Source organism: Pseudomonas sp., from assembly GCF_035512415.1.
Lineage (GTDB): Bacteria > Pseudomonadota > Gammaproteobacteria > Pseudomonadales > Pseudomonadaceae > Aquipseudomonas.
Map to the genome: position 1 here is coordinate 549,249 of NZ_DATKDZ010000038.1, position 15,610 is coordinate 564,858.

Here is a 15,610-nt window from a genome sequence, read left to right on the forward strand (position 1 = left end):
GTCAGCCGATCAGCATCGGAATATTCATGATCAAGTTCTCTGTGTACTCCATCAGCTCGCGCACCAGCCAGGGCCCGGCCATGATCAGGACCACCAGAATCACCAGCAGACGCGGCAGAAAGCTCAAGGTCTGCTCGTTGATCTGGGTCGCGGCCTGGAACATGGCCACCAGCAAGCCGACGATCAGGCTGGGGACCACGAGGATCGCCACGATGCTGGCGGTCAGCCACAGGGCTCCGCGCACCAGGTCCACCGCCACTTCAGGCGTCATGTCTAGAGCCCTCCAAAGCTGGCGGCCAGGGTGCCCATAATCAGCGCCCAACCGTCGATCAGCACGAACAACATGATCTTGAACGGCAGGGAAATGATCAGCGGCGAGAGCATCATCATACCCATGGCCATCAGGATGCTCGCCACCACCATGTCGATGATCAGGAACGGGATAAAGATCATAAAGCCGATCTGGAAGGCGGTTTTCAGTTCAGAGGTGACAAAGGCCGGTACCAGAATGGTCAACGGAGCCGCTTCCGGGCTGACGATATCGGTACGCTTGGACAGACGCACGAACAGATCGAGATCGCTCTCACGGGTCTGCGACAGCATAAAGTTCTTGATCGGCACCTCGGCCCGACTGATGGCCTCCTGAGCCGGCAGCTGCTCATTCAGGTAGGGCTGCAGGGCCTCCTGGTTAATCTGCTCGAACACCGGGGCCATGATAAACATGGTCAGAAACAGCGCCATACCCACCAGAATCTGGTTGGAAGGCGTCTGCTGCAGCCCCAGGGCCTGACGCAGAATCGAGAAGACGATGATGATCCGGGTAAAGCTGGTCATCAGCATGACGAACGCCGGGATAAAGCTCAGCGCCGTCATGATCAACAGGATCTGCAGGCTGACCGAGTACTCCTGCTGGCCGTCGGTGTCGGTACTCAGGGTAATGGCCGGAACCGACAGCGGGTTGTTACCCGATTGAATCAAGGTGCTGGCAGTCGGCGCATCTGCGGCGAACGCAAGCGAAGCACCCAGGCTAAAAACCAATACCAGCAACAAACGCAGCATCAAGACTTGTCCTTCTGGTCCTTGCCCAACAGCTCCATCAGGCGCTGGGCGAACTCGGCCGAAGCCGGTTCGGCATCGGGGAAATGCACCGGCTCGGCCATCACATGCAGAGCGCTGATGGTGCCCGGGGTCAGCCCCAGCAGAATCTGTTCGCCACCTACCTGCACCAGCACCAGCCGGTCACGCGGGCCCAGGGCCTGGGTCGCGACTATCTTGATCACCTGGCCGCCGCGCGGCACGATCTGCTGCACGCGCCGCACCAGCCAGGCCAGCAGAAAAATCACCCCGATCACCAGCAACAGCCCGAACAGCAACTGCGCCAACTGACCGCCCGTGGTCGAATCGGCAAGCGGGGTCGCGGCCTTCTCGGCCGATTCGGCAGCAACGGCCCAGAGCGACAGGGCCAGGCCCAGCAACGAGACTCTAGGCATGATCAGCGCAGCTTCTTGATGCGTTCGCTTGGACTGATCACGTCGGTCAGGCGAATGCCGAACTTCTCGTTGACCACCACCACTTCGCCATGGGCAATCAGGGTGCCGTTGACCAGCACATCCAGCGGCTCGCCGGCCAGACGATCGAGCTCGATAACCGAGCCCTGGTTGAGCTGCAGCAGGTTGCGGATGGTGATATCGGTATTGCCGACCTCCATGGAAATCGACACCGGAATATCCAGAATCACGTCCAGGTTTGGCCCATCCAGATTCACCGGCAGGTTCATCTTCGGCGCGTTGTCGAACTCTTCCATGGCCGCACGCGGCACGGCTGGAGCCGTGTTGCTCGCAGCCAGCATGGCGTCGATATCGTCCTGCCCGGCATCGCCGGCCTCGGACAATGCCGCCGCCCACTCGTCGGCAAGTGCCTGTTCTTCGGGGCTAGTGGCTTCGTTTTCGTTCTCGTCGGCCATCGTGGGTCCTCGGCTGGCAGTAAAGGGGGGCTAGGGGTTAACGCTGGCGATCTATGGGGCCGAGCACCTGCAACGCCAGGTTGCCCTTGTGGGCACCCAGCTTGACCTTGAAAGAAGGCACGCCATTGGCGCAGAGCACCACGTGCTCGGGCAGATCGACCGGAATCACATCGCCCGGTTGCATATGCAGAATGTCGCGCAGTTTGAGCTGACGGCGAGCAACGGTGGCCCCCAGGGGCACGCTGACGCCCAGGATGTCTTCGCGCAGGGCCTTGATCCAGCGCTCGTCCTGATCGTCGACATCGGATTGAAAACCGGCGTCGAGCATCTCGCGGATCGGCTCGATCATCGAATAAGGCATGGTGATATGCAGGTCGCCACCACCGCCATCCAGTTCGATATGGAAGGTGGAGACGACTATCACCTCGCTGGGGCTGACGATGTTGGCCAGGGCCGGGTTCACTTCCGAGTTGACGTACTCGAAGTGAATATCCATCACCGCGTGCCAGGCTTCGCGCAGATCGACAAAGGCCTGATCCAGCACCATGCGCACCACGCGCAACTCGGTCGGAGTGAACTCGCGGCCCTCGATCTTGGCGTGACGACCATCACCGCCGAAGAAGTTGTCCACCAACTTGAACACCAGCTTGGCATCCAGAATAAACAGGCCGGTGCCGCGCAGCGGCTTCATCTTCACCAGATTCAGGCTGGTGGGCACATACAGCGAGTGCACGTACTCACCGAACTTCATCACCTGCACGCCGCCCACGGCCACATCAGCGGAACGGCGCAGCAGGTTGAACATGCTGATACGGGTATAGCGGGCGAAGCGCTCGTTGATCATCTCCAGGGTCGGCATGCGCCCGCGGACGATGCGATCCTGGCTGGTCAGGTCATATTGCCTGACGCTACCGGGCTCAGCCTCGTCCTCGGTTTCGACCAAGCCGTCGTCGACGCCGTGCAGCAGCGCATCGATCTCATCCTGGGAAAGCAGGTCTTGCACGGCCATCTTCGGCTCCCGATTACTGCAACACGATATTGGTGAACAGCACTTGTTCGACGGTCAGTTTGCCGGTTTCCTTTTCGGCCAGTTCCTGCACGCTGGCGGTGGCCTGCTGACGCAGCATCTCCTTGCCGACGGGAGTCATCAGAGCGTTGAAATCCTGACTGGAGAACAGCATCACCAGGCGGTTGCGCAGCACCGGCATATGCACCTTGAGGGCATCCAGCGCCAACTGGTCGCGGGCCATCAGGGCAACGCTGACCTGCATGTAACGGGCCCGCCCCTGCTGAGTGAAATTGACCACAAAGGCCGGGCTCAGCTCTTCATAAATCGCCGGTTGCTTGAGCGGTACGGCGGGCTCGGCGGAAGCCTGGGCCTGTTGCTCGGCGGCGCTGTCACCTTTGCTCAGCAAGAACCAGGTGGCCCCCACTGACAGGCCTATGGCCAGGAGCACGATCACGGCAATCAGGATGATCAACTTCATTTTGCCGGGCGGTTTGGCCTCGGCGCTTGCCGCTGCCGGCGGTGCTTCTTTCTTAGCCATGCCAATAATCCGTCACTATTCGGAGTTCTATCCGTTTCAAAGGGTTAAGAGCAAGTGTTATGCCAGTCTGTCAACCAGCCGCGTTCAGTAGCCGGCCGCATAGCGCTGGTCATGTCACCGGGCCCATGCCGCACCCATAGATCGCCCCAAACAGAATCGCCCGACTCCCTGCAACATGGAGTCGGGCGAAACAGAGTTTAGATCAGTGCGCGCGGCAACTACAGCGGCAACCGACCCGGCTGCCTCTCGGAGTTCACCCTAGGCGTAATAATCGACCAGGCCGCGGGCTGCGATTGGCGTGCCGCCACGTGTATCCATAGGGTTCTGGAGCAGCTCTTCGTCCGCCGCGAGACCCTCCCTGCCCGACCCGCCGCGGCCATTGCCATCACCCTCCTGGCCCTGCCAGCCGCGATTCAGCGACTGATCGGAGACATTCACATCCAGCAAGTTCATACCCTGCTGGGCGAACATTTCCCGCAGGCGGTGCATCTGCGCATCCAGCGCCTCGCGTACGCCGGCGTTGGGGCTGGCGAAGGTGACCTGGGTCTGTTCCTGATTGACGCTGATACGCACTTCCAGACGCCCCAGCTCGGCCGGATCCAGCTGGATCTCCGCCGACCGGAGGTTTTGACTGGACATCAGCATCACCCGATCCACCACCGCCTCACTCCAGCCGCCCTGTTGCATCGGCACTGGCTGCCCGGGAATAACCGGGGTGCGGGCCGACACGGACTGCTGCTGGCCAATCGCCTGGCTCAGGGCATTGAGCTTGCTGACGAAGTTCTCCGGCGGCGTCTGTGCCGAGCTTTCCTTGAGGGCCTCAAGGCCCTTGGCACTGAGGGACTCCAGTTGCAGCTCGAGCGACTCCGGCAACGTCTCGTCTACCGGCTGCATCTCTTCGAGCAGACGGTTGGCGAGCATGCTCTGCCCCGGATTCTGTGCCGCGTTCTGAGCCGCGGGGTTCATCTGTGCGTGCAAGGTAGCATGGTCGACCTTGGCGTTTTCCTTGGCCCCCATTTCCAGAGCCATGCGCACGGCCGGCAACTGGTTCAAGGCATCGATCTGCGGATCGAAGCTGGCCTCAGTCATGCTTGCAGGCCCGGAACTGGTCAGGCTGCCGGTCGAGATCAGCAGCGGCTCCGGCTCGGTTTCTGCCGGCAGTTCGACCGTCTCGTCCATCTCAACCGGCTCAGCACTTATACCCAGTAACAGCAGAGGATCCAGCACCACCTCCTCGCTTGCCGGTTCACTCGGCAAAGCCTTGCCGCTATCGGCAAGCTCGGGTTGGCCAATGGCCGTGGCGGCCTCGGGGTTTTCCTCTTCCTGCGCCTTGGGCTGGTTCTCGCGAGCGGGCCTGGCCGGTGCATCGCTGCGCTCCGCGGCCTTGGCCTGACGTTCCTTGGCGTACACCTGGGAAAAGCTGGAGGCCTCATTCCTGGAGGGCTCGGCAGCTTTCTCCGGGGCTTTGGCCGCGGCTGCCCGGGGTTTTGTCGGGGGTGCCGATTTAAGCAGCAGATCGGGGGCAACGGACATGGATACTCTCCGTTCGGGGTTAGTCGTGGGGAGAGTTTTGCAAGGGCTGGGCCAACTTTGCAGCGATGCTGTCAGATAGGCTAAAGGTGCCGGTAACGCTGCCGCTCGGACTTCATCAGAATCCGCACGATGGCGAACTCTCGCTCGATCTGCTCCACCAGTTCGGGGGCCCGCTGCAGTTGCTCACGACGACCGGCTTCCTCCAGTTGCCGACACAGGCCCGCCAGCATCAGCGCGCCCATGTTGCTGCAACTGCCCTTGAAGCTGTGCGCAGCCAGGCGCAGCCCCTGGGCATCGGCGGCCTGCAGGGCCTGACGCAACACCAGCAGGCGCTCCTCGGAGTCGAGCAGAAAGGTATCCAGCAGGACCGGATACTCATCCTCCATGACGTCCTGCAAGGCCGCCAACACGTTGCTATCTAGATGGATATCGGACAACGTCAACCTCCCTGGACATGCTGCGCCGGATTATGCCCCAGGCAACCATGAAAACTCCACGCTGACGCCCTGCCCGCCGGCATCCCAGCTGCAGCGCTCGCTCAACTGCCGCACCAGGGTCAGACCACGCCCACTGAGGCCCGACACATGCGCCTGCTGCGCCAGGACGCGCGAAGGATCATAGCCCGGCCCGCTGTCTTCGACCCGCACCACCAGGCGACCACCGCCCGCTTCGGGCTGCAGGCGCAGGTGAAACCGCACATAGCCATCGCTCAGCCGCGCCAGGCGCTGGCTGCGCTGGCGGTAATACTCGGCAAAGCCCTCGGCATTGGCCTTCAGCGCCGAGTCCAGGCCCAGCACGCCGTGCTCCAGGGCATTCGAATAGAGTTCGGCAAGCACCGTGTACAGGGCCCCGCCCTGGGGACGTAGGCCCTGCACCTCAAGCAGCAGCTGCAGCAGAAACGGCAGCGGATTGAAGTGACGCAGGGTTTCCCCGCGGAACTCGAAGCTCGCCGACCAGTCCAGCGGATGGCTTTGGCCACTGTCAGCGAACGCCAGAGGGGGCCGCGCCAGGGCACCGTCCTCGACCAGGCTGACCTCCAGCAGGCTGACATCGTCCTGCTGTTCGCCACTGAACAGCGTTAGCGCCTGCTGAATCTCGGTGAATAACTCCGCAGGCATGCGATTGCGGGTAAACACCTCGAGCAGGCGCGCCTCGCCAAACAGCTCATCGTCCGGATTGCGGGCCTCCAGCACGCCATCGGAGAGCAGGAACACCCGGTCCCCCAGCGCCAGCGGGTAGACCTCGTACTTGTCATTGAAGCTCGCCGGCTCCAGCACTCCCAGCGGCAGGTGCCGCGACACCAGCGGCAAGCGTTCGCCGCTGCTGCGCAGCAGGTAGCCATCGGGCAGGCCGCCGTTCCACACTTCGACGATCTGACGCTGGAAGCTGATATTGAGCAGGGTCGCGCAGCAAAACACCCCGACCGGCAGGATGCGCTTGAGCTTGGCATTGATCTCGCGCAGCACTTCGGCCAGCGAGTAGCCCTTGGCGGTCATGCCATAGAACACCTCGGCCAGCGGCATGGCTCCGATCGCCGCGGGCAGGCCGTGACCGGTGAAGTCGCCAAGCAGCACATGCATGCCGCCGGAAGGCTTGAAGGCGGCCAGCATCAGGTCGCCGTTGAATACCGCATAGGGCGACTGCAGGTAGCGGATATTCGGCGCATCCAGACAACCGGAATGGGTCACCTTGTCGAACACCGCCTTGGCCACCCGCTGCTCGGTGAGCAGGTGTTCATTGTGCTTGGCAATCAGATCGCGCTGCTTCAGCACGGTGTCCTGCAAACGGCGCAGGCGCTCCATGGCGTTGATCTTGGCTTCGAGAATCACCCGATTGTAGGGTTTGGCGAGAAAGTCGTCGCCACCGGCCTCCAGGCAGCGTACCAGGGCTTCGCCTTCGGTCAGGGAGGTGAGAAAGATGATCGGCACCAGCTCTTCGCCGGCCATCTGCTTGATTCGCCGCGCCGCCTCGAAGCCATCCATCAGCGGCATCAGGGCGTCCATCAGCACCAGCTGCGGGCGCTCCTGCTCGAATAGCGCGACCGCCTCCAGGCCATTGGCAGCCGTCAAGGTACGGTGCCCCTGACGGCTGACGATGGTCGACAACAGCATGCGGTCGGCAGCGTTGTCCTCGGCGATCAGAATGGACAAGCGCTCTGGCATGGAGGAGGCCTCAGGCGATCTGGAACAGTTGCTCAAAATTCGAGATCGCCAGAATCTTGCGTACATCCGGGTTGCAATTGAGCAGGCGGATCTGTGCGCTGTCGCCACCGGCATGGTCACGCAGCAGCAAGAGCATGCCCAGCGCCGAACTGTCCAGGTAGGTGGTGCCCTGCAGATCCACGATATAGGTCTTTGGCGTGCTGCTGACGCGCTCGTAGGCGTTGCGAAATTCCTGATGGGCCCCGAAATCAAAACGTCCCTGAATCAGAATGGTCAACTCTTGCCCGTCAGACGAGGGCAGCGAGGTGATAGTCATGAATCGCTCCTATAAACGAAAAAGCCAGAGCACCGAAGATAACCCTGACCAGGTGTTGTGCATATTCAAGATGTAGCACCCTAAAGGCCATGGAGCAACTGCCACAGGGGATCGGCCCGCACCCGCCGTCACTGCTATGGTCGCTGCGAGGCAGCCCGGCACGCTGACACGGCCGCACGCCGCGGGCTGCAGGCAAAATGACGAGATGGGGTATCAGGAAGACGAATCGCGCCCGGATAAACGCTGCGACAGTTCGTCGAGCAGTTTCTGCTCGCGCTTGTCCTCGGCCAGACGGGCCTCGTCCAGATAGCGCTTGACCAGTTTGCGCAGGCCTTCCAGGCGGGCATAGCGCTGCTGCCAGAGCTCGCGCGCCTTGTCCATGTTGACGCGGTGCCAGTCGACACTCTGGCGCTGCTGGCCAATGGCGGTTTCCAGCTGCGAGAGAAAGCGCTGGTAGTTCATCAGCCACTGCCCGGATACCCCGCGCTGGCCTTCACTGATCCACTGCTGCTGGTAATCGCCGCGGTAGCGCTCCAGCTCGCCCAGCTGCACTTCTGCCTGCCGCAGCAGGCCCTGACAGTGGCCAAGTTGCAAAGCCGCCTCACGTTCGGCCCGCTCGGCCATGACGATGACCGGTGCCAGCCGGGCGGCTCGACTCAGCGACATGGCTTAGGGTGCACTGGCGGGGTTGAAGGTGGCCGCCAGTTGCGCACTGCTGTTGGCCAGGCTTTCGTTCTCCCCCAGGTTCTGCCGCAGGTACTTGACCATCGCCGGTTGCCGGGCAATGGCCAGGTCGGTATCGGCGTCGCCGCCCGCCACGTAGGCCCCGACACTAATCAGGTCGCGGCTTTGCTGATAGCGCGACCAGAGCTGCTTGAAGCGCTGCGACAGGCGCATATGCTCGGCGGACACCACCTGCGGCATGACCCGGCTGATCGAGGCCTCGATATCGATGGCCGGATAATGGCCCTCCTCGGCGAGCCGCCGGGACAGCACGATATGCCCGTCGAGCACGCCACGGGCGGCATCGGCAATCGGGTCCTGCTGGTCATCGCCTTCGCTGAGCACGGTGTAGAAGGCGGTAATCGAGCCGCCGCCCTTCTCCGCATTACCGGCGCGTTCGACCAGTTTGGGCAGCTTGGCGAATACCGAGGGTGGATAGCCTTTGGTCGCCGGCGGTTCGCCAATGGCCAGGGCGATCTCGCGCTGGGCCTGGGCGAAGCGGGTCAGCGAATCCATCAACAGCAGCACGTTCTTGCCCTTATCGCGGAAGTACTCGGCAATACGCGTGCAGTACATCGCCGCGCGCAGGCGCATCAGCGGAGCGTCATCGGCCGGCGAGGCTACCACCACCGAGCGCTTGAGGCCCTCGTGGCCGAGGATCTCGTCGATAAATTCTTTAACTTCGCGCCCCCGCTCGCCGATCAGCCCGACCACGATGACATCGGCCTCGGTAAAGCGCGTCATCATCCCGAGCAGCACCGACTTACCCACCCCGGTACCGGCAAACAGGCCCAGACGCTGACCGCGGCCCACGGTCAGCAAGCCGTTGATCGAGCGGATGCCGACATCCAGCGGCACGCTGATGGGGTTGCGGTTGAGCGGGTTGATCGCCGGGCCGTCCATCGGCACCCAGTCGTCGGCCTTCATCCGGCCCTTGCCATCCAGGGCGCGGCCGGTGCCGTCGAGCACCCGACCGAGCATCGATATGCCCATGGGCAGCCGCCCGGTATCCGGCAGCGGGACCACCCGCGCCCCCGGGGCGATGCCGACCAGGCTGCCGACTGGCATCAGGTAGATCTTGCCGTTGGAAAAGCCCATTACCTCGGCCTCGACCTGCACCGGGTGGTAACTGTCATCGTTGATCACCAGGCAGCGGCTGCCCAGGGCGACGCGCAGGCCTTCGGCTTCCAGGGTAAGGCCGACCATGCGCAACAGGCGGCCCTCGACCAGCGGCTGGCTGGGTAACCTCACCGCATCACTGTAGGCCGCCAGACGTTTGGCGAAGCTCACCCGCTTAAGGAGCATCGTCGTGCGCCTTGGCCTTGCTCAGGTCGGTGTGCAGATCGGCCTCCAGGGGGTGGCCCTGCTGTTCGCGCTGATGCTCGAACAACTGCTTGAGAGCCAGGGCCAGGCGGGTTTCCACGGTGGCATCGATACGACTGAGCTCACTCTCGACCTTGCAGCCGCCGGGTAACAGCGTTTCATCTTCAAGAATGCGCCAGGTCTCTTCGTGACGCTCGCGCAGGGCCTTGATCATCTCGAAATCCTGAGGATTGAGATGAATGCGCACAGTCGCGCCGCCCATGGGCAGAAGCTTGAGGGCTTCGCGCAGCACTTGGGTGATCTGGCTGGAGTCGCTTTTGAGTTCGCGCTGGATCACCTGGCGGACCATATGGCTCAACAGGTTGACCATGGCCTCTTCCAGCTGCTGATCCTGCTCGGCAATGGGCTCGAACAGCTGCGCCATCAATTGCTCGAGGCCAGCCATTTTCGCGGCCAGGGCGATCTCGGCCTCTTGCCGGGCTTTCAGCTGGCCGGCATGGAAGCCGTCCTTCTCGCCGGTGGTGAAGCCTTCGTTGTAGGCGTCCTGGCGGATCGCCTCCAACTCATCCAGCGTCAAGGGTTTGACATCTTCCAGGGCAACATCTTCCCCTTCCGCGGCCCCCTCGACAGGGGCTTGCGCCTGCTCGGCGGCCTCCTCGGGGCTGACGGGCATCTCGGCGGGCTCGACCTGGGGATCGAAACTGGGCAGCGCCCAGAGGTCGAAGGCGTTGATGTCCTTGGCGCGAATCAGCTCGCTAGGGGCTTCTTTGGCGGCCATTTACACCATCTCTTCGCCGCCCTTGCCGCCCAGGACAATTTCCCCGGCTTCGGCCATGCGGCGGGCAATGGTGAGGATTTCCTTCTGGGCGTTTTCCACATCGCTGACCCGTACCGGGCCCTTAGCCTCGAGGTCGTCGCGCAGCAACTCGGCGGCACGCTTGGACATGTTCTTGAATACCTTGTCCTTGATCGCCTCGTCGGCCCCCTTGAGCGCCAGCACCAGCACGTCGGAGGAGACTTCGCGCAACAACGCCTGGATGCCACGGTCATCGACATCGGCCAGGTTGTCGAATACGAACATCAGGTCCTCGATCTGGCTGGACAGGTCTTCGTCGACTTCGCGAATCGAGTCCATCAACTGACCCTCGATGGAGCTGTCGAGGAAGTTCATGATATCGGCCGCCCGCTTGACCCCGCCCAGGGCGGCGCGGGTGGTATTGGAGCTGCCGGAGAACTGCTTCTCGAGGATCTGGTTGAGTTCCTTGAGCGCCGCCGGTTGCACGGTATTGAGTGAGGACACGCGCAAGACGATGTCCAGGCGCACCTTGTGGTCAAAGTGGCCAAGCACTTCGCCAGCCTGATCGGGGTCGAGATAAGCGACCACAATCGCCTGAATCTGCGGGTGCTCGTAGCGAATCACGTCGGCCACCGCGCGCGGCTCCATCCACTTCAGGCTGTCCAGACCACTGGTGCTGCCGCCGAGCAGGATGCGGTCGATCAGGTTGCCGGCCTTGTCCTCACCCAGGGCCTGGGTCAGCATCTTGCGGATATAGCCATCGGCTCCCACACCCAGGCTGGTCTGGTCGCCGACAATCTCGACGAACTCGCCCATGACATGCTCAACCTGCTCGCGCTGGATATTGCGCATGCCGGCCATTGCCACCCCGACCCGCTGCACTTCCTTGGGCCCGAGGTGCCGCAACACCTGGGCTGCATCGGTTTCACCGAGCGAAAGCAGCAAGATCGCCGCCTTGTCGACCTTGTTCAGTTTGGCGGGGGTGCGATTGTCACTCATCGGCGTTGATCCACTCTTTTACAACCTGGGCCACACGGCCCGGGTCTTCTGCGACCAGGCTCTTGATGGCGTTCAATTGTGCATCATACCCCTGACTCGGGCTGGGCAGGAGGATGCTTTGCGGGCCGCCGAGGCTGACTCGATCCTCGGATAGATCGCCGTCCAGACCGCCCATTTCACCCAGTTCGACATCACCGTCGCGACCACCACGCCGGCCCCCTTCGCCGCCGCCACCGGTGATGTTCTTCATCACCGGGCGCAGCACGAACCAGACCAGAATAAAGATCAGCAGCGCCGGCAGCAGTTGCTTCATACCCGCCATGGCCATCAGAAACAGCTCACTCTGGTACCAGGGCAGTGCGACCAGTTCCTCACCCGGAACGGCGGAGAACGGCGTATTGATGACGCTGACGCTGTCGCCACGGCTGGCATCGAAGCCCACAGAGTCCTGCACCAGACGGGTAAAGCGTGCCAACTCGTCGCTGCTCCACGGCGCGCGCACGGTGTCGCCGGTGGCCGGGTCGACCTTGAATTGGTCATCCACCACCACCGCCACCGACAGGCGACGCAAGCGCCCCTGCTGCTGCTTGGTGTAGCTGATGGAGCGGTCCAGCTCGAAATTGCGCGTGGATTGTTCACGCTTGTCCGCCGGATAAGGCGCAAGCATGGCCAGCCCCGTGGCCGGGTCGATGATCTGCTCGCCATTGACATCCAGCAGCGGCTGACCAGCGGCTACCGGCCCTGCCACGGCAGCTCCGCCGGCGGCCTGTTCCGGCGCAGTGGCGGCACCCGGCGGCTGATTAGCCAGGGCACCCGGCACGCCTTGCGGCGGCAGACTGCTGGTGCGCTGTTCATTGACCTGCTGTTCGCTGCGCAGCGCCGGCTGGTCGGGGTTGAACATTTCCGAGGTGGATTCCACCGCGCTGAAGTCCACGTCCGCCGAGACTTCCGCCTTGTAGCGGCCGGCACCGAGCACGGGCTGGAGAATATTGTGCACGCGCTGGGTGAACAGGCTTTCCATGCGCCGGCTGTAGTCGAACTGCTTGCCGGCCATGGTCAGTTCGGACATCTCCTGGATGTCCGAGAGCAAGGTGCCCTTCTGATCGACCACGGTGACCTGGGCCTTGTCCATCTCCGGCACGCTGCTGGCCACCAGGTTGACGATGGCCATCACCTGGCTCGGCTCCAGGCCGCGGCCCGGGTAGAGTTCAACCAGTACCGAGGCGCTGGGCTTGCGCTCGTCGCGCACGAATACCGAGCTCTTCGGAATGGCCAGGTGTACCCGCGCGCCCTTGACGTTGTTCAGGCTTGATACGGTGCGCGCCAGCTCCCCTTCCAGGCCGCGACGGTAGCGGGTGGCTTCCATAAACTGACTGGTACCCAGGCCCTGCTCGCGGTCGAGAATCTCGAAGCCAACGCTGTTGTCGGTCGGCGCTACCCCTGCAGCAGCCAGACGCATACGCGCCCGGGCCAGGTCTTCGGACCTGACCAGCAGTGCGCCGGAATTGGGTTCCACGGTGTATTTGATGTCGGCGGCGGTCAGGGTCTCCATAACCTGGGACGCGTCCATGCCGTCAAGGCTGCCGTACAACGGACGGTAATCGGGCTGCTGCGACCAGAGCACCACGGCAAAACCAATCGCCACGCTGGCGGCCAGGCCGACCAGCAGGCCGATCTGCCGCAGCATCGACATATCGGAAAGATTTTCCAGAAAGGTCAGGCCGAACAACGGCTTCTTCGGCTCACCGCCAGCGGTGGTGGCAGGTACGTTTGCAGCGACGGCTTCAGCCATGATTCAAACCCTACTCTTAAACCGGCATCTGCATGATGTCTTGATAGGCCTGGACCAGTTTGTTGCGCACCTGGGTCATGGCCTGAAAGGAGACGCTGGCCTTCTGCGAAGCGATCATCACATCAGTCAAATCTACGCCGCTTTTGCCCACTTCAAAGGCCTCAGACAACTTAGTGGAGGCCTGCTGGGTCTCATGGACCTTGCCGACCGCCTGCCCGAGCATCTCGGAGAAGCTCGGCGCGCCGGGCTCCGGGGTGCTGGCAACAGGCTTCTGCCGCGCCATGGCCTCCGCCTGCATGGAACGCATTTCCAACATCAAGCGATTGAATTCAACACCTTGGCTCATGACTTCCTCCACTGGCCGCGGTTTTTTGACGCTTCGCGGCGTTTGCAGAGGTATTGCAACAAGGGTGCCAGTTTTTCTGAGGCCTTGTTCAGCCCTTCAGCGTCTGGATATACAGGGCCTCGACCTTCTGCCGGGCCCAGGGCGTCTTGCGCAGAAAGGTCAGGCTGGACTTGATGCTCGGGTCGCTCTTGAAACAGCGGATATCGATACGCTGGGCCAGGCCGTCCCAACCGAAGCGCTCGACCAGGCTATTGAGGATGGCTTCGAGGGTGATGCCATGCAGCGGATTGTTTGGCAATTGAGTCATGCAAAACCTGTACGGAAAACACTTATGGAGAAAACTGCTGCCACCTTAGCCAAGCAGGCGAACAAGGGAAAGTAGCGACGGCGCTAAATAGCGCCCATAAAAAATTGTCTGGAACAGTTTTTGACGTCACGTAGCGACGGTCAGAAGGGTGGCTGCCAGGGATGGCCAGCCATAAAAAAGCCGGCCCAACACCAAAGGTGTGGGCCGGCGAAGCACTATCGGGTCGTCGTGGGGCCCGGGCCGGGCATCAGCAATAAAATCCTGGCTCGGGAACCACACCTGCAGACGACCGGCTGCAGGCATGGGTGCAACCTAATCAGGCCAGCTTGCGCTCAACATCGTCGAACTGGGCCTGCAGCGCGGCTTCCGGCTCTTTGGTGAGCAGGCTGACCACGATGATGGCGATAGTCGCCAGGATAAAGCCGGGGATGATCTCGTACAGGTCGAAGATACCGCCGGACAGCTGCTTCCAGATCACCACGGTCAGGCCGCCGAGAACGATACCGGCCAGGGCACCGTTGCGGTTCATGCGTTTCCAGTACAGCGACAGCAGGATGGCCGGGCCGAAGGCGGCACCGAAGCCAGCCCAGGCGTAGGACACCAGGCCCAGCACGGTGTTGTCCGGATTCAATGCCAGCACTAGGGCGATAACGGCGATCAGCACTACTGCGCCACGACCGATCCATACCAGTTCGGCGTCGCCGGCATCCTTCTTCAGGATGGCCTTGTAGAAGTCTTCAGCCAGGGCCGAAGAGCTGACCAGCAGTTGCGAGTCGGCGGTGGACATGATCGCAGCCAGCACGGCAGCCATCAGGATACCGGCCACTACCGGGTGGAACAGGCTGTTGACCAGCACCATAAACACGGTTTCGGCGTCAGCCAGCTCGGTGTCTAGGTAACCCACGGCAACCCAGCCGATGGCCAGTGCGGCAACCAGGGTCAGAGCGGTCCAGCTCACGGCAATGCGACGGGCAGTCGGCATGTCCTTATCGTCGGAGATCGCCTTGAAGCGCGCCAGGATATGCGGCTGACCGAAGTAGCCCAGGCCCCAGCCCAGCAGCGAGAGGATGGCGATGATGCCCAGCGGTTGACCCTTGGCGTCACTGAAGAAGGTCAGCAGTTCCGGGTTCTTGGCTTGAATGGCCATATGTGCGGCGTCGATGCCGCCTACGGCATTGAGGGCGAACACCGGTACCAGCACCAGTGCAGCAGCCATCAGCAGGCCTTGCACCACGTCCGTCCAGGCTACCGCGAGGAAGCCACCGAACAGGGTGTAGGACACCACAGCCAGGGTGCCGATCACCACAGCGGCCGTATAGCTCAGGCCGAACACGGTTTCGAACAGCTTGCCGGAAGCCACCAGGCCGGAGCTGGTATAGAAGAGGAAGAAGGTCAGAATGATCAACGCCGATACCACGCGCAGGGCGCGGGATTTGTCGTTGAAGCGGTTTTCGAAGTAGGCCGGCATGGTCACCGAGTCCTTGGCGGTATGCGAGTACACGCGCAGACGCTGGGCGACGAACAGCCAGTTCAGCCAGGTGCCGGCCAGCAGGCCGATGGCGATCCAGGTGGCCTCGAAGCCAGCCACCAGGGCATAGCCCGGCAGACCCAGCAGCAGCCAGCCGCTCATGTCCGAGGCACCGGCCGACAAGGCGGCGGTGGTCGGGCCGATGGAGCGGCCGCCAAGGATGTAATCGGACAAGTTGCTGGTACGACGGTAGGCCACCAGGCCCAACCACAACATCAGTACCAGGTAGACCACGAAGGTCACCCCTACAACAAAAACGTTCTGCTCGTTCATCT

18 protein-coding genes are annotated in these 15,610 nt (G+C 62.4%); all 18 read right to left on the minus strand.

What is annotated here, in order from left to right:
- Nucleotide 1: 1 nt before the first annotated feature.
- The 18 genes from fliQ to putP all read right to left on the minus strand — a co-directional run bounded on the left by fliQ (nt 2) and on the right by putP (nt 15,608).
- Nucleotides 2-271, minus strand: coding sequence for a flagellar biosynthesis protein FliQ (fliQ, locus tag VMP31_RS19765; RefSeq protein WP_325509398.1), 270 nt, complete (start codon nt 269-271; stop codon nt 2-4).
- Nucleotides 272-273: 2 nt separating this feature from the next.
- Nucleotides 274-1,059 carry a flagellar type III secretion system pore protein FliP gene (fliP, locus tag VMP31_RS19770; RefSeq protein WP_325509399.1) on the minus strand — a complete coding sequence of 262 codons (786 nt, stop codon included), beginning with the start codon at nt 1,057-1,059 and terminating at the stop codon, nt 274-276.
- Nucleotides 1,059-1,490, minus strand: coding sequence for a flagellar biosynthetic protein FliO (fliO, locus tag VMP31_RS19775; RefSeq protein ID WP_325509400.1), 432 nt, complete (start codon nt 1,488-1,490; stop codon nt 1,059-1,061). The genes fliP and fliO overlap by 1 nt, the downstream gene beginning before the upstream one ends.
- A gap of 2 nt (nt 1,491-1,492) precedes the next feature.
- A complete protein-coding gene (fliN, locus tag VMP31_RS19780; protein WP_325509401.1) occupies nt 1,493-1,963 on the minus strand; it encodes a flagellar motor switch protein FliN in 471 nt (156 codons plus the stop codon).
- A gap of 37 nt (nt 1,964-2,000) precedes the next feature.
- A complete protein-coding gene (gene fliM / locus VMP31_RS19785) occupies nt 2,001-2,972 on the minus strand; it encodes a flagellar motor switch protein FliM (RefSeq protein ID WP_325509402.1) in 972 nt (323 codons plus the stop codon).
- A 13-nt stretch (nt 2,973-2,985) separates the two neighbouring features.
- A complete protein-coding gene (fliL, locus tag VMP31_RS19790) occupies nt 2,986-3,510 on the minus strand; it encodes a flagellar basal body-associated protein FliL (RefSeq protein ID WP_325509403.1) in 525 nt (174 codons plus the stop codon).
- Nucleotides 3,511-3,768: 258 nt separating this feature from the next.
- A complete protein-coding gene (locus tag VMP31_RS19795) occupies nt 3,769-5,043 on the minus strand; it encodes a flagellar hook-length control protein FliK (RefSeq protein ID WP_325509404.1) in 1,275 nt (424 codons plus the stop codon).
- 80 nt (nt 5,044-5,123) lie between these two features.
- A complete protein-coding gene (locus VMP31_RS19800) occupies nt 5,124-5,480 on the minus strand; it encodes an Hpt domain-containing protein (protein ID WP_325509405.1) in 357 nt (118 codons plus the stop codon).
- Between the two features lie 30 nt (nt 5,481-5,510).
- Complete coding sequence (locus VMP31_RS19805) at nt 5,511-7,205, minus strand: SpoIIE family protein phosphatase (RefSeq protein WP_325509406.1); 1,695 nt, start codon at nt 7,203-7,205, stop codon at nt 5,511-5,513.
- 10 nt (nt 7,206-7,215) lie between these two features.
- On the minus strand, nt 7,216-7,521 hold the full coding sequence (locus tag VMP31_RS19810) for an STAS domain-containing protein (protein WP_325509407.1): 306 nt from the start codon (nt 7,519-7,521) through the stop codon (nt 7,216-7,218).
- A gap of 213 nt (nt 7,522-7,734) precedes the next feature.
- Complete coding sequence (gene fliJ, locus VMP31_RS19815; RefSeq protein WP_325509408.1) at nt 7,735-8,187, minus strand: flagellar export protein FliJ; 453 nt, start codon at nt 8,185-8,187, stop codon at nt 7,735-7,737.
- A 3-nt stretch (nt 8,188-8,190) separates the two neighbouring features.
- Nucleotides 8,191-9,549 carry a flagellar protein export ATPase FliI gene (fliI, locus tag VMP31_RS19820; RefSeq protein WP_325509409.1) on the minus strand — a complete coding sequence of 453 codons (1,359 nt, stop codon included), beginning with the start codon at nt 9,547-9,549 and terminating at the stop codon, nt 8,191-8,193.
- The gene (gene fliH, locus VMP31_RS19825; protein ID WP_325509410.1) at nt 9,539-10,345 is read right to left on the minus strand and encodes a flagellar assembly protein FliH; all 807 of its coding nucleotides are present in this window, start codon (nt 10,343-10,345) and stop codon (nt 9,539-9,541) included. The genes fliI and fliH overlap by 11 nt, the downstream gene beginning before the upstream one ends.
- Nucleotides 10,346-11,362: a flagellar motor switch protein FliG gene (gene fliG, locus VMP31_RS19830; RefSeq protein WP_325509411.1), complete on the minus strand. Its 1,017-nt coding sequence runs from the start codon at nt 11,360-11,362 to the stop codon at nt 10,346-10,348.
- The gene (gene fliF / locus VMP31_RS19835; RefSeq protein WP_325509412.1) at nt 11,355-13,154 is read right to left on the minus strand and encodes a flagellar basal-body MS-ring/collar protein FliF; all 1,800 of its coding nucleotides are present in this window, start codon (nt 13,152-13,154) and stop codon (nt 11,355-11,357) included. Before fliF ends, fliG begins: the two co-directional genes overlap by 8 nt.
- 16 nt (nt 13,155-13,170) lie before the next feature.
- Nucleotides 13,171-13,500 carry a flagellar hook-basal body complex protein FliE gene (fliE, locus tag VMP31_RS19840; RefSeq protein ID WP_325509413.1) on the minus strand — a complete coding sequence of 110 codons (330 nt, stop codon included), beginning with the start codon at nt 13,498-13,500 and terminating at the stop codon, nt 13,171-13,173.
- 88 nt (nt 13,501-13,588) lie between these two features.
- A complete protein-coding gene (locus VMP31_RS19845; RefSeq protein WP_325509414.1) occupies nt 13,589-13,807 on the minus strand; it encodes a VF530 family protein in 219 nt (72 codons plus the stop codon).
- Between the two features lie 316 nt (nt 13,808-14,123).
- Nucleotides 14,124-15,608, minus strand: coding sequence for a sodium/proline symporter PutP (gene putP, locus VMP31_RS19850; RefSeq protein WP_325509415.1), 1,485 nt, complete (start codon nt 15,606-15,608; stop codon nt 14,124-14,126).
- Between the last annotated feature and the right edge of the window lie 2 nt (nt 15,609-15,610).